This window comes from Bradyrhizobium sp. SZCCT0153 (assembly GCF_018129995.1).
GTDB classification, from domain to species: Bacteria; Pseudomonadota; Alphaproteobacteria; order Rhizobiales; family Xanthobacteraceae; genus Bradyrhizobium; species Bradyrhizobium japonicum_G.
This window is the reverse complement of record NZ_JAFCKS010000001.1, coordinates 464,863-490,540: the sequence shown is the minus strand read 5'-3', so window position 1 is coordinate 490,540 and position 25,678 is coordinate 464,863. Positions and strand designations below refer to the sequence as shown.

General features: G+C 65.4%; 17 protein-coding genes. 13 read left to right on the top strand and 4 right to left on the bottom strand.

The window, feature by feature from the left end:
- Positions 1-125: 125 nt before the first annotated feature.
- Positions 126-1,112, top strand: coding sequence for a glycosyltransferase (locus tag JQ572_RS02415; RefSeq protein ID WP_211381380.1), 987 nt, complete (start codon positions 126-128; stop codon positions 1,110-1,112).
- A 10-nt stretch (positions 1,113-1,122) separates the two neighbouring features.
- Here JQ572_RS02415 and JQ572_RS02410 read toward each other — a convergent pair whose 3' ends face one another.
- Positions 1,123-2,151, bottom strand: coding sequence for a glycosyltransferase family 2 protein (locus tag JQ572_RS02410; protein ID WP_211381379.1), 1,029 nt, complete (start codon positions 2,149-2,151; stop codon positions 1,123-1,125).
- A gap of 390 nt (positions 2,152-2,541) precedes the next feature.
- Between JQ572_RS02410 and JQ572_RS02405 the strand changes: the two genes are divergently transcribed.
- The 5 genes from JQ572_RS02405 to JQ572_RS02385 all read left to right on the top strand — a co-directional run bounded on the left by JQ572_RS02405 (position 2,542) and on the right by JQ572_RS02385 (position 8,356).
- Positions 2,542-3,342, top strand: a complete 801-nt coding sequence (locus JQ572_RS02405) for a class I SAM-dependent methyltransferase (protein WP_211381378.1) — start codon at positions 2,542-2,544, stop codon at positions 3,340-3,342.
- Between the two features lie 291 nt (positions 3,343-3,633).
- Entirely contained in the window at positions 3,634-6,006 is a 2,373-nt protein-coding gene (locus JQ572_RS02400) for an exopolysaccharide transport family protein (RefSeq protein WP_211381377.1), read from the top strand.
- Positions 5,999-6,805: a WecB/TagA/CpsF family glycosyltransferase gene (locus JQ572_RS02395; protein ID WP_211381376.1), complete on the top strand. Its 807-nt coding sequence runs from the start codon at positions 5,999-6,001 to the stop codon at positions 6,803-6,805. The genes JQ572_RS02400 and JQ572_RS02395 overlap by 8 nt, the downstream gene beginning before the upstream one ends.
- Positions 6,806-6,817: 12 nt before the next feature.
- A complete protein-coding gene (gene galE, locus JQ572_RS02390; protein ID WP_211381375.1) occupies positions 6,818-7,810 on the top strand; it encodes a UDP-glucose 4-epimerase GalE in 993 nt (330 codons plus the stop codon).
- Positions 7,811-8,014: 204 nt separating this feature from the next.
- The gene (locus JQ572_RS02385; RefSeq protein WP_211381374.1) at positions 8,015-8,356 is read left to right on the top strand and encodes a hypothetical protein; all 342 of its coding nucleotides are present in this window, start codon (positions 8,015-8,017) and stop codon (positions 8,354-8,356) included.
- Here JQ572_RS02385 and JQ572_RS02380 read toward each other — a convergent pair.
- Entirely contained in the window at positions 8,330-12,445 is a 4,116-nt protein-coding gene (locus JQ572_RS02380; RefSeq protein ID WP_211381373.1) for a bifunctional diguanylate cyclase/phosphodiesterase, read from the bottom strand. The genes JQ572_RS02385 and JQ572_RS02380 overlap by 27 nt on opposite strands.
- A 295-nt stretch (positions 12,446-12,740) precedes the next feature.
- Here JQ572_RS02380 and JQ572_RS02375 point away from each other — a divergent pair, with 295 nt between their 5' ends.
- Genes JQ572_RS02375 through JQ572_RS02365 form a run of 3 tightly spaced genes read left to right on the top strand, consistent with a single transcriptional unit; the run spans position 12,741 to position 15,984 of the window.
- Positions 12,741-13,793 (top strand): Ldh family oxidoreductase, encoded by a 1,053-nt coding sequence (locus JQ572_RS02375; protein WP_211381372.1) that lies wholly within the window; start codon positions 12,741-12,743, stop codon positions 13,791-13,793.
- A gap of 22 nt (positions 13,794-13,815) precedes the next feature.
- Entirely contained in the window at positions 13,816-15,183 is a 1,368-nt protein-coding gene (locus tag JQ572_RS02370) for an LLM class flavin-dependent oxidoreductase (RefSeq protein WP_211381371.1), read from the top strand.
- 15 nt (positions 15,184-15,198) lie between these two features.
- Positions 15,199-15,984 carry a fumarylacetoacetate hydrolase family protein gene (locus tag JQ572_RS02365; protein WP_211381370.1) on the top strand — a complete coding sequence of 262 codons (786 nt, stop codon included), beginning with the start codon at positions 15,199-15,201 and terminating at the stop codon, positions 15,982-15,984.
- 135 nt (positions 15,985-16,119) lie between these two features.
- Here JQ572_RS02365 and JQ572_RS02360 read toward each other — a convergent pair whose 3' ends face one another.
- The gene (locus JQ572_RS02360; protein WP_211381369.1) at positions 16,120-16,575 is read right to left on the bottom strand and encodes an Lrp/AsnC family transcriptional regulator; all 456 of its coding nucleotides are present in this window, start codon (positions 16,573-16,575) and stop codon (positions 16,120-16,122) included.
- Positions 16,576-16,728: 153 nt separating this feature from the next.
- Here JQ572_RS02360 and JQ572_RS02355 point away from each other — a divergent pair, with 153 nt between their 5' ends.
- Positions 16,729-20,178, top strand: a complete 3,450-nt coding sequence (locus JQ572_RS02355; RefSeq protein WP_211381368.1) for an indolepyruvate ferredoxin oxidoreductase family protein — start codon at positions 16,729-16,731, stop codon at positions 20,176-20,178.
- 75 nt (positions 20,179-20,253) lie between these two features.
- The gene (iaaH, locus tag JQ572_RS02350; protein WP_211381367.1) at positions 20,254-21,678 is read left to right on the top strand and encodes an indoleacetamide hydrolase; all 1,425 of its coding nucleotides are present in this window, start codon (positions 20,254-20,256) and stop codon (positions 21,676-21,678) included.
- Here the strand turns inward: iaaH and JQ572_RS02345 are convergent.
- A complete protein-coding gene (locus tag JQ572_RS02345) occupies positions 21,673-22,584 on the bottom strand; it encodes a LysR family transcriptional regulator (protein WP_211381366.1) in 912 nt (303 codons plus the stop codon). The genes iaaH and JQ572_RS02345 overlap by 6 nt on opposite strands.
- A gap of 279 nt (positions 22,585-22,863) precedes the next feature.
- Here JQ572_RS02345 and JQ572_RS02340 point away from each other — a divergent pair, with 279 nt between their 5' ends.
- On the top strand, positions 22,864-23,985 hold the full coding sequence (locus tag JQ572_RS02340; RefSeq protein ID WP_211381365.1) for an HlyD family secretion protein: 1,122 nt from the start codon (positions 22,864-22,866) through the stop codon (positions 23,983-23,985).
- A 75-nt stretch (positions 23,986-24,060) separates the two neighbouring features.
- Positions 24,061-25,671 (top strand): MDR family MFS transporter, encoded by a 1,611-nt coding sequence (locus JQ572_RS02335; protein ID WP_211381364.1) that lies wholly within the window; start codon positions 24,061-24,063, stop codon positions 25,669-25,671.
- Positions 25,672-25,678 lie beyond the last annotated feature (7 nt).

Genomic DNA, 25,678 nt, shown 5'->3' with positions numbered 1-25,678 from the left:
CGGCGCCGGCGTTCGCGACAGCGATTTTGTCCGCAATGCGAGTATCATTCGCCGCGGCCTCGGTTGCAATCGATCGCATCGCCAATGCGCCCTGGTTAACAGATCCTTAAAAGACGAGCCCCAGCTTGATCACCGCCGAAGACGTTCTCGAATTGCCGGCCTCGTCACGGATCGATCCGGCGGCGCGCCAACCGCTGCAGGTCGGCTCGACCATCTCGGTGTCCGTCGTGATTCCGGCCAAGAACGTCGCGGCCTATGTCGCGGAAACCCTCGCCAGCGCACTGGCGCAAGGCGAGGTCGGCGAAGTGATCGTCGTGGACGACGGCTCGACCGACGACACCACCGCCATCGTCCGCACCATTCGTGACCCGCGGCTGCGCCTGATCAGCAACGACTCCGCCGGCGTCTCAGCCGCGCGCAATCTCGGCGCGCGACATGCGAGCGGTCAGTGGCTGCTCTTCCTCGATGCCGACGACCGCCTGCGCCCAGGCGCGGTCGGGGCGCTGCTTGCGGCTGCGCGCGGTGCTCCCCGCGCGGTTCTCGTCTACGGCGACTACAACACGATCGACAGCGAGGGACGGCAGATCGGCCGGCGGGATATGTTGAAAGGACGCCGCAAACCGTCCGGCGACGTGCTGGCGCGGCTCGCGGCCGGCAACTTCATCGTCAATGGCGGCCTTGCGCTCGCACGTGCGGAGGCTTTCCGCGCCATCGGCGGCTTCGACGTCTCGCTCAGATATTGCGAGGACTGGCACTGCTGGTGCCGGCTCGCCGCGATCGGCGAGTTCGAATTCGCGCCAAAGCTTTTGCTCGACTACCGCCTGCATACCGCCAACACCATGAATGCCGCCGTGCGGACGCCGCAGGACTTCTTCCCGGCGATCGCGCGGGTGTTCGACGACGGACTGATCATGGCAAGACTGCCCGTCGGCACGGCAGCCGGGCTGCGCCGGGCCGCCGAGGTCCATCTCGTCACTTATTCGGCGATGCAGGCGGTCCGCTTCGGTCGATATCGCGATGCCTTCGCCTATCTCGGGATGATCGGCCGCCGTTCGCTCAAATCGCTGCCGCGCGCCGCGGCCAGGATCGCCCTCGCCTGCTTCGGCATCTAATCCTGCGGCATCAGGACACGATCTTCGAGGCTTCGTAGGGCTTCGGCTCGATGCCGAACGCCGCGAGCACGGAGCCGAGCGCGACCATCACGGGATGCATCGCCACGACGGCCTTCGACGATGGCAGCAGGCCGGCCGTGCGCACCAGCGACAACGGCAACCTTGCGAGCATCTGCACAAACACCCGCACCCGCGCCGCCGCGCCCTGCGCGGCCTTGGACTGCACGCGATAGTTGATCGCGCCGATGCGCAGGCCTCGCTTTGCGATCCAGCCGAGGCTGGTCCGGCTTTGCGGCACCGTCTCCGTGATGACCGCCTCCGCCGTCCAGTGGAATGTCATGCCGGCATCACGGCATCGCACGAAGAAGTCGCAGTCGCCGCCGCCGAGGAAGTTGAAGCGCAGGTCGAAGGCGGGGCGGTCGAACCGCTCGAACGCCGCCCGCGTGATCAGGCAGTTGCCGCAGCCATAGATCAGCGGCACCGCGCCGCTGTAGTCATAGGCGGGACGGAAGGCGGGATGGCGCGCAAGCCAGGGCCTGCTGTCGTCGTCGAAGACCGGGAGCACCGGCCCGCCGACCACGTCGGCTCCGGTGGCCTCCGCAGTGCGAACCATCAGCTCGAGCCAGTCGGGCGAGGCGATCTCGTCGTCGTCGATCATCAGGAAGCGGGTCGCGGCGGGAAACAGCGCCTGCGCCGTCTCGAACGCGGCGTTGATCGCCTGGCAGTTTCCCTGCCGCCTCTCGACCAGGCAGACGCCCTGGAGCCTGCCGGCGGCGAGATACTCCGCGGCGACCGGCGCGCTTTCCCGTCCCGCCGCGTCGTTCTCGACCATGACGACGGCGAAGGAGCGCGGGGTGCGCTGGCTGGCGAGCGAGTCCAGCGTCAGCCGCAGGTGCTGCGGGCGGCGAAAGCAGGGAATGCAGACGACGATGCCGACCGACAGGTCGATGACCCGGGAGCTCGCCGCGATCTCCCGATTGGGATCGCGCACGGCATCCGAGATGCGCGCGGCGGACAGGTCTGTCGGGATCAATGTCATGACGCTCTAGATGTCCGAGATGTGTTGAAAAAGCCCTGCTTCGATCCCGCGGATCGGTGCCGTCCCACGACGGCACATCGCCGCGGGACAAATGCGTCCCGAAACGAACGGCCGTCGCGAGGCTCGTCACGGCACCAGGCCGATCTCCCGCCGTCCATACGCTTAACCGCTTTCGCGTGTTTCTCCTGCGAAACCCTGCGCGCGTGATACTGCAATTCGCGGTCCACCGTGCCAATGGCGGCCGGCGCGGACGATACGGTAGTTAACGCCTGTGCGCATTAACCCGACCGTAAGCACCGCGACGGGTGAAGCGTCGCAGCATCGGATTTGCTCTACGGGCATGCGGGATTTTTCCTGTAAATTTGAGTCGAACAAGCGCGGTCAGAAAATATGAACAAGCCAGCCACGATTGATTTCGCGACAGCCACGACGATCCCGATGGCCGCGGCCGCTGCGCCCGCTCAGGCGCTGCACGATCTCGTCCCCGGTGAAGCCCGCGACAGCCTGCTCGCCGTCCACGATTTGCTGCGCCGCGAACTGCCGCAGGGCCAGCTCGCCACCTATGAGGCCGGCGGCGGCTCGTGCAGCGTTCTGCCGCCGGAATTGCTGAGCCGCAGCAAGGTCACGGTCGTCGACATCGACGAGGAGCAGGTGCGCAACAACAGCTATGCGGACGAAGCGATCCTCGGCGACGTTCAGACCTACCGCTTCGGCCGCGAAAGCTTCGATCTGGTGATCTGCTACAACGTGATCGAGCATCTGCCCCAGGTCGATGCCGCGCTGCTGAACTTCCGCGACGCGCTCAAGCCGGGCGGGATGATCCTGATCGGCGCACCCAATCCGCACTCGCTGTCCGGCGTCGTCACCAAATACTCGCCGCACTGGTTCCACGTCTGGTTCTACCGGAATATCCGCGGCATCAAGGATGCCGGCCTGCCGGGCGAGCCGCCGTTCCCGACCTTCTTCCATCCCCTGGTGACGCTGCCGAGGCTCGAAGCGTTCGCTGCCGCCAACGGTCTGGAGATGATCTACCGCCGTGAGGTCGAAAGCCCACGCTATCCCGAGATGCGCCGGCGCAAGCCGCTGTTCGCAGCCCTGGTCGACGCCGGCGCCTCTGTCATGAACGCCGTGCTTCCGCGCGGGACCGATGTCCGCCGCGGCGACTATCACGTCATCCTGCGGAAGAGCTGACAGCCATGACACGCGCGCGCCCGGTCGCAAGGAGAGCGAAGCTCCGCGGCCACGCAGCGCGCGGTAACGAACCGTTAATCTCCGAGGGACCCCGCGATCCCGCATGTCACGGCGATGCGTCGAAGAGTGGCCTGCGCTTAAACGCTTTGTTTGCCATTTCGGTGAATAGTCCCTCAATGAGTATGGTTAATTTTCCCTGTTGCGTTGATTGGGCACCTATATCCCTGGTGCGTGGCAAGAAACGAAGACTAACCCCTCAGCACGCGATAGTTGGAATGAAAGCTGGGGCTCATGCTTGACTATAACCAGCCGATAGATCGGGCCCGACCGGAGGCCCCGCAGCAGCGGCCCCAGACCGGCTTCAACGTGCTGGAGCTCGTCAACCTGCTCTGGCGACGGAAGATCGCGATTGCCGCTGCGGCGCTCCTCGGTGCGACGCTTGCCGTCACCGCTGGCAAGAGCCTGACACCCCGCTATACCGCCACTGCCCAGCTCTACGTCGATCCGCGCGAGCTTCAACTCGTTGATCGCGAGCTCACGCCGCGCGCGCAGGATGTCTCCGGCATGTCGATGGTGGTCGAGAGCCAGGCGCGCCTGATCACCTCGAACAGCGTCTTGCTGCAGGTGATCCAGCAGGCCAATCTGGACAAGGATCCCGAATTCGGCGGCGGCGGTGACGGCAACAGCCTGATGTCGTCGCTGCTCGGCCTGATCGGCCTTCAGCCCCGCGCGCCCTCCGCCGCGGAGAAGAAGGAAGTGCAGCTGGCGGCCCTCGAGGCGCTGAACCGGCACATCACGATCCGCAAGACCGAGAAGAGCTTCATCGTCGACATCGAGGTCTGGTCGACCGATCCGGCGAAGGCGGCGATGCTCGCCAACACGCTGACCAGCGCCTACCTGATGGAATCCCGCAACTCGCAGGCTTCGGCCGCGCGGCGCGCCACCAACGATCTCTCCGGCCGCCTGAAGGAGCTGCGCGAGCGGCTGCGCAACGCCGAGACCGTGCTCGCGACCTACAAGGCCCAGAACAATTTCGTCGGCACCCAGGACGCGCTGATCAGCGACCAGCAGCTTTCCGCCAGCAACCAGCGGCTTTCAGCCGCCCGCGCGGCGACGATGGATGCGCAGGCGCGCCTGGACCAGATCGAGGCGAGCCGCCGCACCACAGCAGATGCCGGCGCGAACACCGAGACACTGCAATCGCCGACCATCGCGAACCTGCGAGCGCAATACGCCGACGCGCGCAAGAAATATGCGGAGCAGGCCGGCGAGCTCGGCCCGCGCCACCCGGCGCTGCGCCAGACCGAGAAGCAGGTCGAGGATCTCAAGCGCACCATCAACGAAGAGATCGACCGCTTCGCCCAGTCCGCCAAGAACGATCTGACGCGAGCCCGCGACTTTGAAGCCTCGCTCAACCGGGCGTTGGAGGCGCAGAAGCGACAAAGCGTCCAGCTCAGCCAGGCCGCCGTGCGTCTGCGCGAACTGGAGCGCGAGGCCGATGCCAGCCGCGACGTCTATCAGTCCTTCCTCAAGCGCTCGCGCGAGACCGAGGAGCAGGAGACGCTAAACACCTCGGCGGCCCGAATCATCGGCGAAGCGACGGTGCCGCAGCGGCGCTCGTTCCCGCCGGCGATGAGCATGTTCGCCATGATCGGATTCACCGTCGGCGCAATCGCTGCTGCGAGCTGGTTCGTCGCAGCCGAGCTGCTGCTCGCCGGCGCACCCGCGTCCGCGCCCGCCCGTCCCAATCGCACTCCGGCGCCGCAAGCTCCCCGGACTCCGGAGACGTCGCGGGCTCCGGAGACTGCGCGGGCCGAGCAGGATTCACGCATCCCGGAAGTCGTGTCCGCTCTGCCGGAACTCGCCGCACCACCGCTGCAACCTTCGATCGCCGAAAAGCCCCTGATCGAAAAGCCGCTGATCGCGCGGCTCCAGGAAGCCGACGTCATCCACACGCTCGGTGCCATTCTCGCCACCGGTGGCGACGGCGTCGATCTTACCCGGCTGGGCTGGCCGACGCTGCGCCCCGGCTTTCCGCTGACGACGCTGCTCAACGCCTGGCGCGACATGCGCGCAGCGGTAACCCGGCGCGCCGGCGGCAAGGCGATGCCGGTCATCGCGCTCGTCGGTGCCGGTGAGACCACCGGGCGCAGCGTGACCGCGCTGAATTTCGCACTCGCTGCCGCGCGCGACGGCGCTCGCGTTTTGATGATCGATGCCGACCATCAGGCACACTCGCTCTCGAACAAGGTCAACCGTTCCGGCAAGGTCGAGCCGAGCAAGCTCGGCTGGCTCTCGATCGGCAGCAAGGCCGCGCGCGAGATCAAGACGGTCAACGGCATCTCGGTATTGCCGGCCGGCGAGAACGATGCCGGCAAGGCCACCGAGGCCATCCGCAAGGCGATCACGCAGGCCCGCTCCGCCGGCGGCTACGACCTCGTCATCCTCGACGGTCCCGCGGCGCCACTCACGGCCGGCAGCCGCAAGCTGCTCGACGACGTCGACGCGGTGGTGGCGGTGCTGCCGACCAGCCTCGACATCAACGATGGCCTGGAAGAGATATTGAACACGCTCGGCCGCGCCGAGCGCAAGCTCGTCGGCGTCGTGCTCGACGAGCTCACCCCTATGGCCCAAGCGCGCCAGCGAGGCAGACAATATGCTTGAGCGCCGCATCAATCAGGATGGCCGTGCCGCAACCGCCGAGGTGCCGCGGATCACCATCGGCGGCCTTCGCATGGCCGCGCTCGACCTGGAAGCGACCGCCGATTTCATGATCGAGGCGACCGATCCGCGCCATCGCATCGGACGTCCGCTGCACCTGACCTCGGCCAATGGCGAGGTGCTGGCGCGTTGCTCGACCGAACCGGAGACCGAACGCCTGTTCCGCGGCGCAGACCTCATCAACGCCGACGGCCAGCCGCTGGTGGCGGCCTCCAGACTGCAATCCTGGTTTCCGCTGCCCGAGCGCGTCGCCACGACGGACCTGTTTCACGTCGTCGCGCGCAAGGCTGAAGCGGTCGGCCGCACCTTCTACATGTTCGGCGCCAGCGAGGCCGAGAATGCCGCTGCGGTCGAGAACGTCCAGAAGATGTATCCCAACCTCAAAATCGTCGGCTACAGCCACGGCTATCTGCGCGGCGAGGCGCTACGTGCGAAGGTCGAGGAGATCAACGCGCTCGCACCCGATTATCTGTGGGTTGCGCTGGGCGTTCCAAACGAGCAGGCATTCGTCGAGGAATACACGCCGTTACTCACCAATGTCGGCGTCATCAAGACATCCGGCGGCCTGTTCAATTTCTTGTCGGGCAGCCGCCCGCGCGCGCCGCAATGGATGCAGAAGGTCGGGCTGGAATGGGCCTGGCGCACCATGCTCGAGCCTCGCCGCCTGTTCTGGCGCTATTTGACCACCAACCCCCGCGCGCTCTATCTTCTCTTTAGCCGCAACCGGCCCTTCAATCGCTGAGTAGACGACGACATGACCGACCGACCGATCGTCCTCGTCACAGGAGGCGCGGGCTACATTGGCTCGCATGCCTGCCGCGCCCTGACTGCCGCCGGTTATCAACCCGTCGTTTATGACAATCTTTCGACGGGCCATCGCAACTTCGTCGCCGGCCCGCTGATCGCCGGCGATCTGCTCGACGGCGCGGCGCTGGCGCGCGCCTTCGCCGAGCACAAGGTCACGGCGGTGATGCATTTCGCGGCGGCAAGCCTCGTCGGCGAGTCCATGACCGACCCGCAGAAATACTACGTCAACAACGTCCAGGGCACGCTGTCGCTGCTGCAGGCGATGCGGAGTGCAGGCTGCCGGCGCATCGTGTTCTCCTCGACCGGCGCCGTCTACGGCAACGCCGATTCCAAGGCACTGCCGGAAGACTTCCCCTGCGCGCCGATCAATCCCTACGGCGCGTCGAAATGGATGATCGAGCGCATGCTCGCCGATTATCGCGCGGCCTATGGCTTCGGCGCGTTCTGCCTGCGCTATTTCAATGCCAGCGGCGCCGATCCGGCCGGCGGCATCGGCGAGCTGCGTGACAACGAAACCCACCTCATTCCGCGCGCCATGATGGCACTCCAGGGACATGTCGATTTCGCATTGTTCGGCGACGACTACGCCACGCCCGACGGCACGGCGATCCGTGACTACGTCCACGTGACCGACCTGGCGGCCGCGCACCTTGCGGCGTTGAAGCTGCTGGAGGAAGGACATTCCGGCGGCAGTTTCAATCTCGGAACCGGTGCGGGCTTCTCCGTGCGGGAGATCCTTGACGCGATCCGGCGGGAAACCGGGCGCGAGGTGCCGCACACCGTCAAGCCGCGCCGCGCCGGCGATCCCACTTATCTGGTCGCCGACCCCTCCGCCGCGCGAAAAGTGCTGAACTTCGCGCCGCGCCACTCCGACCTCTCCACCGTGATCCGGACCGCCTGGGCCTGGCACCAGAAAGCGCATCCACTCAAATCGCGCTAGGCGCCGTATTATCCTTGCTGGTCGGGACCCTTAGCGGCTAAAGAGATTGTCACAGTCAGCGGCGGCGACCATGCCGGCCGCCCTTGGCCGCCAATGGAAGCGGCACACGTGGCTCGACCAACAGCGCGAGCCGATTTTTCACAGCGAAGGCCACAATCGAGTCCGCGCATCGGCCTGCTTTCAGGCGCGGCCCAAGGAGCACGAATGCATCAGGCCGCAAGCCTGCAATTCGAGCGCGTGATGGGCGAGCTCGTCCTCTGGCATGCCGTGCCCGAGGACAAACGCTCGCCGGCACCGGCCTGGTGGTGGGGACCGGCGATGGCGGTGTTCGACGCGCGCGAACCGATGCGGCAGGCCTGGTGTCGTGAACTCGGCCTGGGCGACGGCTCGAGCTTTGCCGAAGGCGCGCATACCCTTCTCACGCTGTTCGCCGAACAAACCTCGCTTGCCTGGCCGGATGATTTTCCGTGCAAGGCGGCAATCAGGGAAGAGGACCTCCGCGAACTGCATCCGCAGCCGTCAGACGGCAGCGCGTTTCAGCCGTGACGCGGCGGCTTCGGCCGCGCCCAGATCGGGCTCCGGCTGGAGCGGCGGCGCAACGGGCAGGACCATCGGCCGCAGCAGTTCGGCCATCTCCCGCGCCGGCAGCGGCTTCGAGATCAGGAAGCCCTGCATCTCGTCGCAGCCGTGGGTGCGCAGGAACGCCTCCTGTTCGGCGTTCTCGACGCCTTCAGCGACGACCGTCATGCCGAGCGCCTTGCCCATGCTGATGATCGCCTGTGCGATCGCCTGGTCTTCCGAATCCTGCGGCAGGTCGCGCACGAAGGAGCGGTCGATCTTGATGGTGTCGATCGGGAAATGCTTCATCAGGGACATCGACGAATAGCCGGTGCCGAAATCGTCGATGGCGAGGCGGATGCCACGGCTCTGGATGGCGTCGAGCACCTTCAGCGCGCGCCCGACGTTGCGCATCATCATGCTCTCGGTAACTTCCAGCTGGAGCAGCACCGGCGACATGCCGCTTGCGGCCAGTGCCTCGTCGACGTCCTGCAACAGATGCTCGTCGGCGAACTGCCGCGGCGACAGGTTGACCGCCATCGACACCGGCAGCAGGCCGCGGCGCTGCCAGGCCATGGCCTGCGCGCAGGCCTCCTTCACCACCCAGCGGCCGATCGGCACGATCAGCCCGGTTTCTTCCGCAAGTGGAATGAACTGCGCCGGCGAAATGCTGCCGAGATCGGGGTGGGTCCAGCGCAGCAGCGCTTCCACGCCGGTGATCTGGCCGGTCTCCATGTCCACCTTGGGCTGGTAGTTCAGCGAGAACTGGTCGCGCTCCAGCGCCCGGCGCAGCGCGCTCTCCAGCGACAGCCGCTCGATCGACTGCGTCTTCACTTCCTTGGAGAAGAAGCGACAGCCGTTCTTGCCGTCCTCCTTGGCGAGATACATCGCCATGTCGGCGTTCTTGGTCAGCGTCTGCGCGTCGGAGCCGTTGGCCGGGTACATCGCGATGCCGATCGAAGCCGTGGTGTGGCACTCGTGGCCGGCCAGCTCCATGGGCTCGGCGAGCGCCGCCAGCAGCCCGGACGCGATGCGCTGGACGTCGTCGATCTCGCCGCATTGGTCGAGGATCACCACGAATTCGTCGCCGCCGAGCCGCGCCACCACGTCGCTTGCCCGCAGCGCACCGCGCAACCGGTTCGCCACTTCGAGCAGGAGCAGGTCGCCGGCCTCGTGGCCCAGCGAATCGTTGATCACCTTGAAACGGTCGAGGTCGATGAACAGTACCGCAAAGCGGTGATCGTGGCGCTGAGCTTCGTCGATCGCCTCGCGCAGCAGCCCGTTGAACGTCTCGCGGTTCGGCAGGTCGGTCAGGCTATCGTGCGAGGCGAGATATTCGATCCGCTCGTCAGCTTCGTTCTTCTCGTCTGCCCGATCGAAATTCTCCATCGCGAAGGAGACGTTGTGGGCGAGACGCTGCAGCAGCTCGACGAACTCGGTCGTGAAAGTGCCCGGTTCGGTCGACATGTAGATCATGACGCCAACGGCCTGATCATGCGCGACGAGCGGGAACGCCGCACCCGACCGTGCGCCATCGGCGCGGACGATGGGGTGGAATACGCGAACGCGATCGTCGTTGAGATAGTCGTTGCTGATGCAGGGCTGGCGGGTGCGGAACGCCGTGCCGCTCATGCCGCGGCCTTCCGGCCGGTCGGGGTCGACGGAGAGACGGACGCTGCGCGTGGTGTCGGCGGACGGCCCAGCGCTCGCGACGATCTCGAGCTGGTCGCTGTCGGCCCTGGCCAGTGCAATCGTGGTCGAGGTGAACTTGGCGCCGTCCGACGCCGCAAGGCACACGAGGTCGAACAGCTCGGCGCGCGACTTCGCCCGCATGATCGCTTCGTTGGTGGCGCTCAGCGCCGCAAACATGCGCGTCAGGCGCTCCTTCTGCGCCTCGGTGCGGGCCTTTTCCTCGGCGCGATCGAAATTATCCAGTGCGAACGACACGTTTTCGGCCAGGCGCCCGAGCAGCTCGACCATATCTGGCGTGAATGTGTTCTCTTCCGGCGCGAGGAAAAGCAGGATGCCGATCGGCTCCTGGCCCGCCCGCAGCAGTGGGAAGCTGGCAGCGGCCCGGGTTCCGTCTTCAGCCGCCTTGGAATGCCAATGCGCCGATCGCGGGTCGTTGAGATAGTCGTTGATCACACTGGGCCGGCGCGTGCGCAATGACGTGCCGATGATTCCCCGACCCTCGGGATGATCGGGAGAGACGTCGCAAGTACGTCCAACCATTCGCTCCTGGAGGCGTCCCTTGACCGCGACGACGCGAACCAGCTCGCGTTTTTCGTCCGTGATTCCGATGGTCGCCGACGCGAAGACGCCACCGAGCACGGCCGCCTGGCACGCAACCTCGAACAGCTCCTCGCGGGTCTTGGCGCGCATGATGGCCTCGTTCGTGGCGCTCAGCGCCTCGAACATGCCGCTCGACCTGCTGCGCTGCTTGTCTGCCTTCGCCTTCTCGTCGGCACGGTCGAAATTCTCCAGCGCGAAGGCGACATTGGCCTGCAGCTTGCGCAGCAACTCGACGAATTCACCCGTGAAGGTGTCGCGCTCCGGAGAGTTGAACAGGAACACGCCCTCGACGCGATCGCCGTTGAAGAGCGGCAGCGCCGCGGAGGACGCAATCCCGTTGCGACGGGCGCTCGGCTGCCAGGGCTTGATGCGGTCATCGGACAGCACGTCGTTGCTGACCGCGGGCTGGCAGGTGCGGAACGCAGTGCCGGTCAGCCCCCGGCCCTCGGGCACCTGGTCGGAGGTCGAGAATTTGAAGCTGCGGACCTGGTCCGCATTCGGTCCATAGCAGGCGACGACGCGCAGCAGCTCGGCGCGACGATCGGCGAGCGCAATGGTGACCGAGGTGAACTTGGCACCCTTGGCCGTCGCCTCGCAGACGAGGTCGAACAGCTCGGAGCGCGACCGCGCGCGCAAGATCGCCTCGTTGGTGGCGCTGAGCGCCGCATACATCCGGGCCAGGCGTTCTTCTTCCACGGCGATCCTGGCTTTGTCAGCCTCGCGTCCGAAATTGTCCAGCGCGAACGAGACGTTCTCCGCCATCCGCAGCAGCAGCGCGACGATCTCCTCGTCCTTGGCCCAGGACCGGCTGATGAAGAACAACAGGACGCCGACGCTTTCGCCGCGCCTGATCAGCGGCGCGATCACGCAGGCGGCAACGCCGGTGTTGATGTTGGCCTGCTCCCACGGCGAGCCCCTGGTGCGGCTGGCGAGATCCTCCTCGACGATGGCTTTTTGCGTCCGGAACACCTCGCCGGATATGCCCCTTCCATAGGGATTGTCCGGATCGATCGAGTAGCGGGCCTGGGTGACCAGTTCGAGGTTCTGTCCGGTGGACGCGACCGGAATCATCCAGTGCGAATCCGGTTCGCGGAGCAGAACGATGGTCGCCAGCGACTTGCCGCCATGGACGGAGGCGTCGCACACGAGCTGGTACAGCTCCTGCTCGGTCTTGGCGCGCAGGATGGCTTCATTGGTTGCGCTGAGCGCGCCGAACATGCGGTTGAGCCGGCGGGTCGCCCGCTCACCGGTCTGCCGCGCGGTCTCGCGCGCGTAATTGTCCAGCGCATAGGAAATGTTGGCCGACATGCGCTCGAACAGCGACACCATCTGCTCGTTCAGCGAGCCTGCCTCGCGGCGGGTCACGTACAGCACGCCGACGCTCTTGCCGTTGCAGAGCAGCGGCAATGCTGCCGCCGCGCCGATCCGGGCCTCGGCCGCGCCCGCGCGCCACGCCAGCGATCGCGGATCGTTCAGATAGTCATTGCTGACGCACAGTTTCTGATCGCGAAAAGCTTCGCCGCCAACGCCCAACCCTTCGGGTGTGCCGGCGTCCGTCGTGATCGTGATGGAGCTCAGCCGCGGAATGTCATCGCCGCAGCCGGCCGCAAACTGCAGCCGCCGGCCATCCGCTCCGACCAGGAACACGGCAACGGCCAAAAAATCCCCGCTCGAAAACCCGGCGTCGCAGACCTTCTGGTACAGCTCGTCCGGCGATTTCGCGTAGAGGATCGCTTCGTTTATGGCGCTCAACGCCGCAAAGGTGCGCGCGAGTGTCGTCGGCACGATCTCAGCTCCCGGGCATTTCTGCCTATTTATCCCGGGCACTTTATGAACGGCCATCGCCTAAACGGACGTTATTGCGCGCCGCAAACCATCGATCAAAGTGAACGAGCTGCGAACGCCCTTCGCCAAACCGTCGAAAATACCGCCGCGCGGGACGTATCCTCGACCGAGTGCGCGGTCTCTTTACGAATTTGCAGCCCTGTGTTGGTTTACGGGAGATTGATATCGCAGCCGCGCTTTGAGACGATGGCTGCCAACGAGCCGCCCGTTAAGGGCACCAAGCCGGGGAAACGCCATGCCGATCGTCAAGGCCGACCGCCTCACGCGCATCAGCGCTGTGCTGCTCCGTGCCGCCGGGGCTTCCGAGGAAGAGGCCGACGCGGTCGCCATCGGCTGCGTCAACGCCAATCTCGCCGGCCATGATTCCCACGGCGTGATCGCCGTTCCCACCTATATCGACCGCATCAAGGCGGGCCACATCGTGCCAGGCGCCAAATGGTCCATCGTCCAGGAATCGCCGACCACGACCGTGATCGACGGCCATTGGGGGTTCGGCTTCCACGTCAACGCCAGGGCGATGGCGCTGACGATCGAGAAGGCGAAGACCGCAAACGTCGCCGCCTGCACCGTGTTCCGGCAGAGCCATGTCGGCCGCCTCGCCGCCTATCCGCTGATGGCGATGCGCGAAGGCATGATCGGGATCGCAACCGCCGATTCCGGCCGCTCGCCGAAGCACGTGGCGCCGTTCGGCGGCAAGGAAGCGCGGCTCGGCACCAACCCGATTTCGATCGCCGTGCCGTCGGATCTCGACGCGCCGTTCTACCTGGACATGGCGACCTCGGCGGTCGCGGCCGGCAAGATCCAGCTCGCGGTCGCCCGCGGCGAGGAGATCCCGACGGGCTGGATCATCGATGCCGAGGGACGGCATACCACCGACCCCACTCAGTATCGCAAGGGCGGCGCGCTGCTGCCGCTCGGCGGCACCGAGGGCTACAAGGGCAGCGGCCTCGCCGCCATGGTGGAGGTGCTGTGCGGCCTGCTCACCGGTCTCGGCTTCGGTGTCGAGCCCACGGGGCGGCACAATGACGGATGCTTCATGGCGGTGTTCAATGTCGCCGCGTTCCGCCCGCTGCAGGAGTTCAAGCGCGAGGTCGGCGAGTTCGCACGCTATCTGAAATCGACGCCGCCATCCGCGGGCAGCACGGGGGTCTACTATCCCGGCGAGCTCGAGGGCCTGCGCGAGCAGCAGCGCCTGCGCGACGGCATCGAGATCGAGGATGCGACCTGGGACAAGCTGCGCTCACTGGCGCAGGACTACCGGCTCGACACCATCCTCGATCTGGCCTGACCGAATTTTGGAGAAAAGCAGCATGACGCGGCAGATGGTACTGGTCGGCTTCCTCCAGGCGCAGAACTGCACGAACTTGCCGAGCTCATGGCGGCATCCAGACTCACGCAATGATTCGATGTCGGCGGATTATTATCAGGAGATCGCCAGGATTCTGGAAGCCGGCAAGTTCCACATGGCCTTCTTCGATGATCGCCTGGCGATGCCGGACCGCTACGGCAATGACCACGCCCACACCGTCGAATACGGCATCCGCTGCGTGAAGATGGACCCGCTCATCGTGCTGACCACGATGGGCCTCGTCACCCAAAATCTCGGTTTGGGGGCGACCTGCTCGACCACGTACTACGAGCCATTCGACGTCGCGCGCCGCTTTGCAACGCTCGATCTGATGTCCGGCGGGCGCGCGGGCTGGAACGTCGTCACGTCGCTCAATGACGGCGAGGCGCTCAACATGGGGCGCGACTCCCATCCCGAACATGATTCCCGCTACGACAAGGCCGACGAGTTCATGGAGGTCGTGCTCGGCCATTGGGACACCTGGGAAGACGGCGCGCTGATCATGGATAAAAAGAGCGGCCGCTTTGCCGATCCGAGCAAAGTGAAGCGGCTCGATCACACGGGACCGGCGTTCAAGTCGCGCGGTCCCTTCACCGTGCCGCGCTCGGACCAGGGCCATCCCGTCATCATCCAGGCCGGCGCGTCCGGCCGCGGCCAGCGCTTTGCAGGCCGATGGGGCGAGGTGATCTTCACCGCCGCGCGCAACCTCGCTGCGGCCAAGGACGGGTATGCGGCGGTACGTAACGAGGCCGCGAAGGCCGGCCGCGATCCCGACCAGATGTTCCTCTGCAACCTGACGACGCCGGTCTGCGCCGCGACCAAGAGCGAAGCCGAAGACAAGATGGCGCTGATCAACAAGCTGCCGCTCCAGATCGACGCGCTGTCGCTGCTGGCCGAAGCGCTCAACTACGATTTCGCTTCCAAGGACCTCGACGAGCCGCTGACGACGGACGAGCTCAAGAGCATGCAGGGCATTCTGGGCATCCGCGACGGCGTGCTGAAAAATTCCGGCAAGAGTAATCCGAGCGCGCGCGACTTCGTCACCTTCTCCGGCCGCGGCCAGGTCCAGGATGCGATGGTCGGCGGCCCCAAGGAGATCGCGGACAAGCTCGAAGAAATGTTCGTCGAGCGCGGCTGCGACGGTTTCGTCATCGCCGCGACCTACGTGCCCGGCTCCTACGCCGACTTCGTGCACCACGTGGTGCCGGAATTGCAGCGGCGTGGCTTGTTCCAGAAGGAGTATCGCGGCAAGACGCTGCGGGAAAATCTCGGCTTGAGGCGGCCGGCCGCCGGCGCCTGGAAAGTGCAACCGCGCGATGCAGCGGAGTAACAACGAGGACACGACATGCGCTGGCTGAAATTCACCGCCTCGAACGAGACCTCCTGGGGCATCGTCGAGGGTGATCAGGTGGTTGCGGTCGACGGCGAACCGTTCGGCGAATGGCAGCGCACCTCGCGCACGCTTCCCTTGTCGCAGGTCAAGATCGAGTTGCCGCTGATCCCGCGGACGTTCTATTGCGTCGGCCTGAACTATCTGAAGCACCTGAAGGAAGCCGCCGACAAGCGCGGCGAGGTACCGGCCGTGCCCGATCGTCCCGAGATCGGCTATCGCGCCCAGAACGCGCTGATCGCGCATGACGAGGAGGTCGTGATCCCCTCCTTTGCGACGGACAAGATCCACTACGAGGGCGAACTGGTCGTCGTCATCGGCAAGAAGGTGAAGCATCTCACCAAACAGAACGCGATGGATTGCGTATTCGGCTACACCATCGGCAACGACGTCAGCGAACGAAGCTGGCAGAAGGCCGACCGCAGCCTGTGGCGCTCGAAGAACGCCGACACCTTCAAGCCGATGGGCCCATGGATCGAGACCGAAGCCGATCTCGCCAAAATGCAGACGATCGTCAGGGTCAACGGCAAGGAGACCAACCGCTTCCACACCAACGACATGATCTTCGGCGTGGTCCCGTTCCTGGTCGAGCTGACGAAATACTTTACGCTATGGCCCGGCGACGTGATCTGGATGGGCACTGACGGCGCCTCGCCGGACATCAAGCGTGGCGACGTCGTGGAGATCGACATCACCGGCATCGGGACATTGCGGAACAGATTTGTGCGGGAGCATCGGTAGCTGTTGATCCTCATCCTGAGGAGCTTGCGAAGCAAGCGTCTCGAAGGATGAAGGCCCGGCTGCAGCCTCGCCCTTCGAGACGGCCGCTGCGCGGCCTCCTCAGGGTGAGGAGACAGATTTGAATACGCCGCAAACTCAAAACGGCAGCGCCACGCTGGTCTTGATCTCCTTCAGCACCACGTTGCTGCGGACGTAGCGAATGCCGGGGATGCGGAACATGAACTCGTCGAGGAATCTGTTGTAGGCGGCCATGTCCTGCACGACGACGCGCAAATGGTAATCGGCATCGCCCGTGGTCGCAAAGCACTCCAGCACCTCACGCCGCGTGGTCACGCGCGCGACGAACTCGTCGACGAATTTTGCGTCGTGCCGCTCCAGCGAGACGTGGAGGATGGCCGACATCGCAAAGCCCGCCTGCTCGCGCGCGACAAGGGCCGCATAGCCCCGGATGACGCCGCTCTCCTCCAGCGCGCGCACACGGCGCCAGCAGGCCGAGGTCGACATGCCGACCTCATCCGCGAGCTGCTGGTTGGTGGCGCGGCCGTCATTCTGGAGGTGGGCCAGAATCCGCGCGTCCTGGTCTTCGATCATGGGAGCCTCTCGATCCGATCGATCCTACCAGTATCTGCCACCTGGTGCAAAAATCTACCGAATTGTCGACCTGATACGGGACAAATAGGTAAGACCTACCGCCATCCCGGGCATAACCTTCCGGTATTCGGCAAATGCCGTGCGAGGCCCGCCATGGACGCCATTCCATCACTCGACAGCTACGAACTGCCTGACCGCTACGATCGCGACGAGGGCCGCGTCTTCCTCACGGGCACGCAGGCCATCGTCCGCATCGCGCTCGATCAGGTCAGGCGCGATCGTGCGGCAGGGCTGAACACCGCGGGCTTCATCTCAGGTTATCGCGGCTCGCCGCTCGGCGGCATCGATCTGGAGCTGTGGCGCATACAGGAGCGGCTGAAGCGCGACCGCATCGAGTTCCTCCCCGCGGTGAACGAGGATCTCGCCGCAACCGCCGTGCTCGGCTCGCAGCAGGTCGAGACGCAAGCCGACCGCGAGGTCGAGGGCGTGTTCGGGCTCTGGTATGGCAAGGGCCCCGGCGTCGACCGCTCCGGCGATGCGCTCAAGCACGGCAACGCCTACGGCTCCTCGCCGCATGGCGGCGTGCTGGTGGTCGCCGGCGACGACCATGGCTGTGTCTCCTCCTCGATGCCGCATCAATCCGATGTCGCCTTCATGAGCTGGTTCATGCCGACGCTGCACCCCGCGAACGTCGGCGAATATCTCGAATTCGGTGAATATGGCTACGCGCTGAGCCGATTCTCCGGCATGTGGGTTGGCTTCAAGGCGATCTCGGAGATCGTGGAATCCGGCGCCTCCGTCGCGCTGCGCCCGCCGCGCGCCTTCCGCACGCCCGACTTCACGCCGCCGCCGGACGGCCTGCATTATCGCTGGCCCGACCTGCCGGGCCCCCAGATCGAGGAGCGGCTGGAGGCGAAGAAGCATGCGGTCTACGCCTTTGCCAAAGCCAATCCGATCGATCGCCACATCTACGACATTCCCGGCGCCACTTACGGCATCGTCACGACGGGCAAGGCGCATCTCGACCTGATGGAAGCGTTGCGGCTGATAGGCCTCAATGAGGCGGCCTGCCGCAGCATCGGCATCGACGTCTACAAGGTCGGCATGGTCTGGCCGCTGGCGCTGCACGACGCCATGGACTTCGTGAAGGGCAAGCGCGAGATTCTCGTGGTCGAGGAGAAGCGCGGCATCATCGAGAGCCAGTTCAAGGAATATTTCTACGACTATCCCGGCTCAAAACCCGAGCGCATGGTCGGCAAGCACGACGAGCGAGGGGCTCGGCTGATCTCCTGGATCGGCGAATTGTCGCCGCGCGTGCTCGCCGGCGTGCTGGCGCGGCGGCTCGATCCGATTTTTCCGGGGCTCGATCTCACCGCGCGTGCAGCCGCGCTGCTGCCGGAGGCGGCGCGCACGATCAACGTCTCGGGCGCAACGCGCACGCCGTATTTCTGCTCGGGATGCCCGCACAACATTTCGACGAAGGTGCCGGAAGGCTCGAAAGCGCTGGCCGGCATCGGCTGCCACTTCATGGCGAGCTGGATGGACCGCGAGACCTCCTCGCTGATCCAGATGGGCGGCGAAGGCGTGAACTGGGCGGCCTCGTCACGGTTCACCGGCCACAAGCACGTCTTCCAGAACCTCGGCGAAGGCACCTATTATCATTCCGGCTCGATGGCGATCCGGCAGGCGATCGCCGCCAAGGCCAACATCACCTACAAGATCCTGTTCAACGACGCCGTCGCCATGACCGGCGGCCAGCCGGTCGACGGCCCCATCAGCGTGCACGCGATCGCGCACAGCGTCCGCGCCGAGGGCGTTGAGCGCATCGCGCTGGTGTCGGACGATCCCGCGCAATTTTCCCCGGCGGACCTGCCGATCGGCGTCGGCCTCCATCCGCGCGAGGAGATGGACAGCGTGCAGCGCGAGCTGCGTGACGTCTCCGGCGTCTCGGTGCTGATCTACCAGCAGACCTGCGCCACCGAGAAACGGCGCCGGCGCAAGCGCGGCGAGATGGCCGACCCGAAACGCTTTGCCTACATCAACGATCTCGTCTGCGAGGGCTGCGGGGACTGCTCGGTCGAATCCAACTGTCTCAGCGTCGAACCCAGGGAGACGCCGTTCGGACGCAAGCGCAGGATCAACCTCTCAACCTGCAACAAGGATTTTTCCTGCCTCAATGGATTCTGCCCGAGCTTCGTCACCGTTGAGGGCGCGACGCGCCGGAAGAAGAGCGCGAGCCTGATCGACGCGGTCAGCCACGCGGGCACGCTTGCCCTGCCCAACCCCGCAACGCTCGATCCTCCCTACGATTTGCTCGTCACCGGCGTCGGCGGCACGGGCGTGATCACGGTCGGCGCGCTGATCGGCATGGCGGCGCATCTCGAACGACGCGGCGTCTCGGTGCTTGATTTTACCGGCTTTGCGCAGAAGTTCGGGCCTGTGCTGAGCTTTATCCGGATTGCTGCAAGTCCCGAGGCGCTGCATCAGGTGCGCATCGACCAGGGTGCGGCCGATGCGCTGATCGGCTGCGACATGGTCGTCAGCTCCTCGCCGAAGGCGTCCGGCACCTATCGGAAAGGCACACGCGCCGTGGTCAACACCGCGGAGATGCCGACCGGAGACGTCGTCCGCTTCCGCGACGCCGACCTCGCCTCCCCCGCCCGCCTGCGTGCGATCGGTCGGGTGATCGGTGAGGATAAGCTCGACACGATCAATGCCAACGCGCTCGCCGAGCGTCTGCTCGGCGATGCCGTCTATGCCAACATCATCATGCTCGGCTTTTCCTGGCAACGCGGCCTGGTGCCGGTCTCGCTGCACGCGCTGCTGCGCGCGATCGAGCTCAACGGCGTCGCGATCGAACGCAACAGGCAGGCTTTCGCCTGGGGCCGGATCGCGGCTGCAGATCCGGACCTCTTGCCCAAAGTGGATGAAGCGCTCAAGGCCGAGACGCTCGACCAGCTCATCGACCGTCGCGCGGATTTTCTCACCGCCTATCAGGACCGCGCCTATGCGACCCGTTATCGGGCGATCGTCGCAAAGGTCCGCGACGCCGAATCTTCCGTGGACGGCACGGCGCTGACCGAGGCGGTCGCGCGCGCCCTGTTCAAGCTGATGGCCTACAAGGACGAGTACGAGGTGGCGCGCCTGCACATGCAGAGCGGGTTCCTGGACGAACTGAAGCGCGAATTCGAGGATGGCTTCAGCATCAAATATCATCTCGCGCCACCCTTCCTGCCGTCAGGGATCGACGGCCGCGGCCGGCCGCGCAAGCGCGCCTTCGGCCAGTGGATCCAGTTGCCGTTCGCCATGCTGGCGCGGTTGAAGGGATTGCGCGGCACGCCATTCGATCCATTCGGCTACACGGCGGACCGGCGCGCCGAGCGGGAGCTGATCAGCTGGTACGATGACGTGGTCAAGCGGATGCTCGACGGCCTCGATGCGGCGCATCTGCCAAATCTCGTCGCCATTGCAAAAGCCCCGATGGATATCCGCGGCTACGGGCCGGTCAAAGACGCCGCGATCGTGAAGGTCAAGGCCGAGGTCGAGCGGCTGTTCTCCGAGCTCGACGCGCCATCGCCCGCAAAGATGCGCGCTTACGGTTGACGGGGCGACGACGAGGCTTCAGCCTCTGAACCCGAGGGGTGCCCTGATGGCACCCCTGCAATCGGGTGACGCATCATGGATTTCGATCAGTTGACCTTGACCCAGGCCGCAGCCGACCTTCGCGCCGGAAAAGTCACGAGCACCGCGCTCACGACGGAAGCTCTTGCCCGTGCCAAGGCCAATGCCGATCTCAACGCCTTCGTCACTGTGGATGAGGCCGGCGCCCTGAGGGCCGCGGCTGCATTCGATGCGGAGGGGGACAGGGGCAAGCCGCTCGGCGGCGTTCCCATCGTGATCAAGGACAACATCGAGGTGGCCGGGCTACCCTGTAGCGCCGGCACGCCCGCGCTGAAGGATTATGTCCCAAAGGCCGACGCGCCGGTCGTGGCGAAGCTACGGGCCGCGGGCGCGGTCATCATCGGCAAGACCAGCATGCATGAGCTGGCCTTCGGCATCTCCGGCTACAACACCGCCTTCAAGACCGGCAAGGAGTTCGGTGTCCGCAATGCCTATGACCGCACGCTGATCGCCGGCGGCTCCTCATCCGGCACGGGCGCCGCGCTCGGGGCGCGGATCGTCGCGGGTGGGCTTGGGACCGACACGGGCGGATCGGTCCGGGTGCCGGCCGCGCTGAACGGATGCGCCTCGCTGCGACCGACCGTCGGACGCTATCCGCAACAGGGCATCGCGCCGATATCCCACACCCGCGACACCGCGGGCCCGATGGCCGCCACCATGGCCGACGTCGAGTTGCTGGACCGTGTCATTGCAGGCGGCGATGCCACGCAGCCGGCCGACCTGAAGCAGGTCCGCATCGGCATCGTGAAGACCATGCTCGCCAATCTCGATGCGGATACCGAAGCCGCCTTCCACGCGGCCGTCGCGACAATCAAGGCGCAGGGTGTCACGATCGTCGAGATCGAGATGCCGCAACTGGCTGAGCTCAACGGGCAAGCCAGCTTTCCCGTCGCGCTGTACGAGGCCTATGACGATCTGGTCGCCTATCTCGCGCATACCGGCACCGGCATCACCATCGAGGCGCTGGCCAGGGAGATCGCCAGCCCCGACGTGAAGGGTACCTATGATGGCCTCGTCATCCCGCGCAAACTGCCCGGCCCCGACGACACGCTGGTCGACGCCAGGCCGATCTACGACCACGCAATCAAGACCGCGCGTCCCGCGCTGCAGGCGCTCTACGGCAGGACCTTTGCCGATAATCGGCTCGACGCCATCGCCTTCCCGACCACGCCGCGCGTGGCGATCGCGTCCAATCCCGACTCCAGCAGCCTCGAGAATTTCGGTCTTTTCATCCAGAACACCGATCCCGGCAGCAATGCCGGCATTCCCGGCATCCAGATTCCCATTGCGCTGGGCGCCACCTGCAGATTGCCGATAGGTCTCGAGCTGGACGGGCCGGCAGGCAGCGATCGGCGGCTGCTCGCGGTCGGCATGGCGCTGGAAAGGCTGTTCGGGCGACTCCCGGCGCCGCGCCGGTCATGAATACGGATTGATCAGCTTCTGCTGCTCGGCGCTGTGGTGCACGAGCATGTCGATGAAGGTCCTGACCTTCGCCGACAGATGATGACGGTGCGGATAGACCGCGTTCATCGACATCTCGACGGGACGATATTCCGGCAGGAGGCGAACGAGGTGACCGGCCTCGAGATCGTCCTGGATGAGAAATCCGGCCATCAGGCAGACGGCAGCGCCTTCCAGGGCCACCTTGCGCAGGGCCTCACCGCTATTGGTGATGAAGCTGCCGGAGATCCGCACCGATGCCGGCGTGCCCTTGCGATCGAAGAAGCGCCAATCGTCACCGAAGGGATAATTCAAATGACGGCCGCAATTGTGCGCGGCGAGCTCGTCGAGTTTCTGCACGCGGCCATGCCTTTCGAGATAGTCGTGCGAGCAGCACAGCACGTGGCGCCAGGTGGCGAGGCTGCGGACGATCAGGCTCGAATCCGGCGGCGAGGTCATCCGCAGGGCGACGTCATAGCCTTCCTCGATGAGGTCGATTTCGGCCTCGCCCATGCGCAGATCGATCTTGAGCTCCGGATAGGTCGACAGGAGTTTCGCCACCACGGGCGCGACGAACGGCACCATGTGTGTGGCGACGTGGACCCGTAGCGTGCCGCGGGGCACCGACTGCAATTCGCTCGCGATGTCGTCGGCCTGTCCGATATCGGCGAGGATCTGGACGCAGCGGTCGTAGTAGGCCTTGCCGATCTCGGTGAGGCTGACCCTGCGTGTGGTGCGCTGAAGCAGCCTCACCCCAAGCCGGTCTTCCAGCGCCTGAACGTGATTGCTCACCATGGTGGTCGACATGTTGAGCTTGCGAGCTGCTGCAGAGAACCCACCGGTCTCGACCACGCGGCTGAAGACTTCGAGGCTGGTCAATCGGTCCATGCCGCCTGATTATCCGCTCTCGGTCGACAATCGCAAGGTATTCCCCTGGATTATCCATCCGATCATCTCGTGCAGCAGGGGCGCAGACGTTAGCAGCAATCGCTCGACAGACGCGGCAATCGCTCTGGGGCAGCCGCACCTCTGGTTCGCTAAACCCCCTGCAGACCAGGGCCGGGAGCTGGGACTATCCGCTCCTACTGGATAATCCTTCCGGCATTTCACCGATTATCGCTCGACCTGGAACGACCGATAGTCCCTGCGAGCCGATAGGAGACCGCGATGTCCGAGATGCCCCGCAGCGAGAATTTCCAGCAAGCAACTGAAATCACTGATGATTACGTCAAGCCGTCGGTGCGTATGCCGACCCGGAAGATGGTCCAGCGCGCGGCGCTGGTGCTCGCGCTCCTCGCCGGCACGGCAGCGATTGTCTATTACGGTCACGACTACTGGATCAACGGCCGCTTTCTCGAGACGACCGACGACGCCTATGTCAAGGCGGACTCCACGATCGTCGCGCCGAAGGTTTCCGGCTACATCGCGAAGGTCCTGGTCGGCGACAACGAAAAGGTCAAAGCCGGACAGGTGCTGGCGAAGATCGACGACCGTGACTTCAAGGCGGCGCTCGGTCAGGCCCGCGCGGATGTCGCCGCCGGCGAAGCCTCGGTGCGCAACATCGACGCGCAACTCGCGCTTCAGCAGCCGATCATCGAACAGGGCACGGCCGATGTCGCCGCCGCGGACGCCAATCTGAAGTTCGCGCAGGAGGAGCGCGCTCGTTACGACGACCTGATGAAGTCGGGTTCCGGCACGATTCAGCGCGCGCAGCAAACCGATGCGGCGCTGCGCGCCAGCAACGCGCAATTGCAGCATGCCAAGTCAGGCCTCGTGGCCGCACAGCGCAAGGTCGACGTGCTCACCACCCAGCGCGCCCAGGCCACAGCCCAGCTCGAACGCGCTCGTGCAGTCGCAGACCAGGCAGAGCTGAACCTGTCCTATACGGAGATCACCGCGCCGGTCGACGGCACGGTCGGTGCGCGCTCATTGCGCGTCGGCCAGTTCGTGCAGGCCGGCACGCAGTTGATGGCCGTGGTGCCGCTCGATGCAGTCTATGTGGTCGCGAATTTCAAGGAGACCCAGCTTACCCATGTGCGTCCGGGCCAGCCGGTCGAACTGCATGTCGACAGCTTTCGCGATCGCACGCTTCGCGGTCACGTCGACAGCCTTTCGCCGGCGAGCGGACTCGAGTTCGCGCTGCTGCCCCCCGATAACGCCACCGGCAATTTCACCAAGATCGTGCAACGCGTGCCGGTGAAGATCGTGTTGGACGACCACAGCCTGACCGGCCTGCTACGCCCCGGCATGTCCGCGGTGCCGACCGTAGACACCAAACCCGCCGGATGACCGTTCCAGGACTTCGTCGATGATCGAAACCGTCCGCCGAATGCATCCTGTCTCCGTCACCGGGACGAGGCTTCCATGAGCACGCTTCAACCGACCGTCAACGCCGCTGCCGACGTTCCCGCCGCCACGGCGCCCGCCGCGCCGGCGGTGTCCGCAAAAACCTGGATCGCCGTGATCGGCGCGACGCTCGGCGCCTTCATGGCAGTGCTGAACATCCAGATCGTCAATGCCTCGCTCGCCGACATCCAGGGCGCGATCGGCGCCGGCATCGACGACGGCGGCTGGATCTCGACCTCCTATCTGATCGCGGAGATCGTGGTGATCCCGCTTTCAGGGTGGCTCGCCCAGGTGTTCTCGATCCGGATCTACCTCCTCACCAACGCGATCCTGTTCCTGCTTTTGTCCGCGGCGTGCGCGCTTGCGCAGGACCTGCCGCAGATGATCGTGCTGCGCGCTGTCCAAGGCTTCTCCGGCGGCGTGCTGATCCCGATGGCCTTCACGCTGATCATCACGCTGCTGCCGCGGGCCAAGCAGCCGGTCGGCCTTGCGCTGTTCGCGCTGTCGGCGACGTTCGCGCCCGCAATCGGCCCGACCATCGGCGGCTATCTCACCGAGAATTTCGGCTGGCAGTACATCTTCTACGTCAACCTCGTCCCCGGCGCGATCATGGTCGGCATGCTCTGGTACGCGCTCGACCCCAAGCCCATGAAGCTGACGCTGCTCCGCGATGGCGACTGGGCCGGCATCATCACCATGGCGATCGGCCTGTCGGCGCTTCAGACCGTGCTGGAAGAAGGCAACAAGGACGACTGGCTCGGCTCGCCCTTCATCGTCAAGCTCTCCGTCATCGCGGCCGTCGCGCTGACCGCCTTCCTGATCATCGAGCTCACGGTGAAGAAGCCGCTGTTGAACCTGCGCCTGCTGGTCCGCCGCAACTTCGGCTTCGGCATGCTCGCGAACTTCCTGCTTGGAATCGCGCTGTACGGCTCGGTCTTCATCCTGCCGCAATATCTCGCCCGCATCCAGGGCTACAACGCCGAGCAGATCGGCATGGTACTGGCATGGACCGGTCTGCCGCAGCTCCTGCTGATCCCGCTGGTGCCGCGCCTGATGCAGAAATTCGATGCGCGCATCATCATCGGCGTCGGCTTCGTGCTGTTCGCGGCCTCCAATTTCATGAACATCACCATGACCAATGACTATGCCGCCGACCAGCTGCTGTGGCCGAACGTCGTCCGCGCCATCGGCCAGGCACTGGTGATGGCGCCGCTGTCGGCGGTGGCCACGGCTGGCATCGAGGCGGAGAATGCTGGCTCGGCTTCCGGCCTGTTCAACATGATGCGCAATCTCGGCGGCGCCGTCGGCATCGCGCTACTCCAGACCGCGCTGACCAAGCGCGAGCAGTATCACTCCAACGTGCTGACGCAGTCGGTTTCGCTGTTCGAGCAGGCCACCCGCACGCGGCTGGAGCAGCTCACGCGGTATTTCATGAATCACGGCATTCTCGACCGCGCCGATGCGTCGCATCGCGCCTATGTCGCGATCGGCCATGTCGTGCAGAAGCAGGCCTACATCTTCGCATTCAGCGACACCTTCTATCTGCTCGGCATGGCGCTGATCGTCGCGCTCGCCGCAGTCCTCTTCCTGAAGAAGGCCGGCCCGACTTCGGCCGGCGGCGCCCACTGAAATCAAC

Coding starts and splice junctions, on each gene's coding strand:
- JQ572_RS02410 (WP_211381379.1), bottom strand. CDS start 2,151: ATGACATTGATCCCGACAGACCTGTCCGCCGCGCGCATCTCGGATGCC.
- JQ572_RS02405 (WP_211381378.1), top strand. CDS start 2,542: ATGAACAAGCCAGCCACGATTGATTTCGCGACAGCCACGACGATCCCG.
- JQ572_RS02400 (WP_211381377.1), top strand. CDS start 3,634: ATGCTTGACTATAACCAGCCGATAGATCGGGCCCGACCGGAGGCCCCG.
- JQ572_RS02395 (WP_211381376.1), top strand. CDS start 5,999: ATGCTTGAGCGCCGCATCAATCAGGATGGCCGTGCCGCAACCGCCGAG.
- galE (WP_211381375.1), top strand. CDS start 6,818: ATGACCGACCGACCGATCGTCCTCGTCACAGGAGGCGCGGGCTACATT.
- JQ572_RS02385 (WP_211381374.1), top strand. CDS start 8,015: ATGCATCAGGCCGCAAGCCTGCAATTCGAGCGCGTGATGGGCGAGCTC.
- JQ572_RS02375 (WP_211381372.1), top strand. CDS start 12,741: ATGCCGATCGTCAAGGCCGACCGCCTCACGCGCATCAGCGCTGTGCTG.
- JQ572_RS02370 (WP_211381371.1), top strand. CDS start 13,816: ATGACGCGGCAGATGGTACTGGTCGGCTTCCTCCAGGCGCAGAACTGC.
- JQ572_RS02365 (WP_211381370.1), top strand. CDS start 15,199: ATGCGCTGGCTGAAATTCACCGCCTCGAACGAGACCTCCTGGGGCATC.
- JQ572_RS02360 (WP_211381369.1), bottom strand. CDS start 16,575: ATGATCGAAGACCAGGACGCGCGGATTCTGGCCCACCTCCAGAATGAC.
- JQ572_RS02355 (WP_211381368.1), top strand. CDS start 16,729: ATGGACGCCATTCCATCACTCGACAGCTACGAACTGCCTGACCGCTAC.
- iaaH (WP_211381367.1), top strand. CDS start 20,254: ATGGATTTCGATCAGTTGACCTTGACCCAGGCCGCAGCCGACCTTCGC.
- JQ572_RS02345 (WP_211381366.1), bottom strand. CDS start 22,584: ATGGACCGATTGACCAGCCTCGAAGTCTTCAGCCGCGTGGTCGAGACC.
- JQ572_RS02340 (WP_211381365.1), top strand. CDS start 22,864: ATGTCCGAGATGCCCCGCAGCGAGAATTTCCAGCAAGCAACTGAAATC.
- JQ572_RS02335 (WP_211381364.1), top strand. CDS start 24,061: ATGAGCACGCTTCAACCGACCGTCAACGCCGCTGCCGACGTTCCCGCC.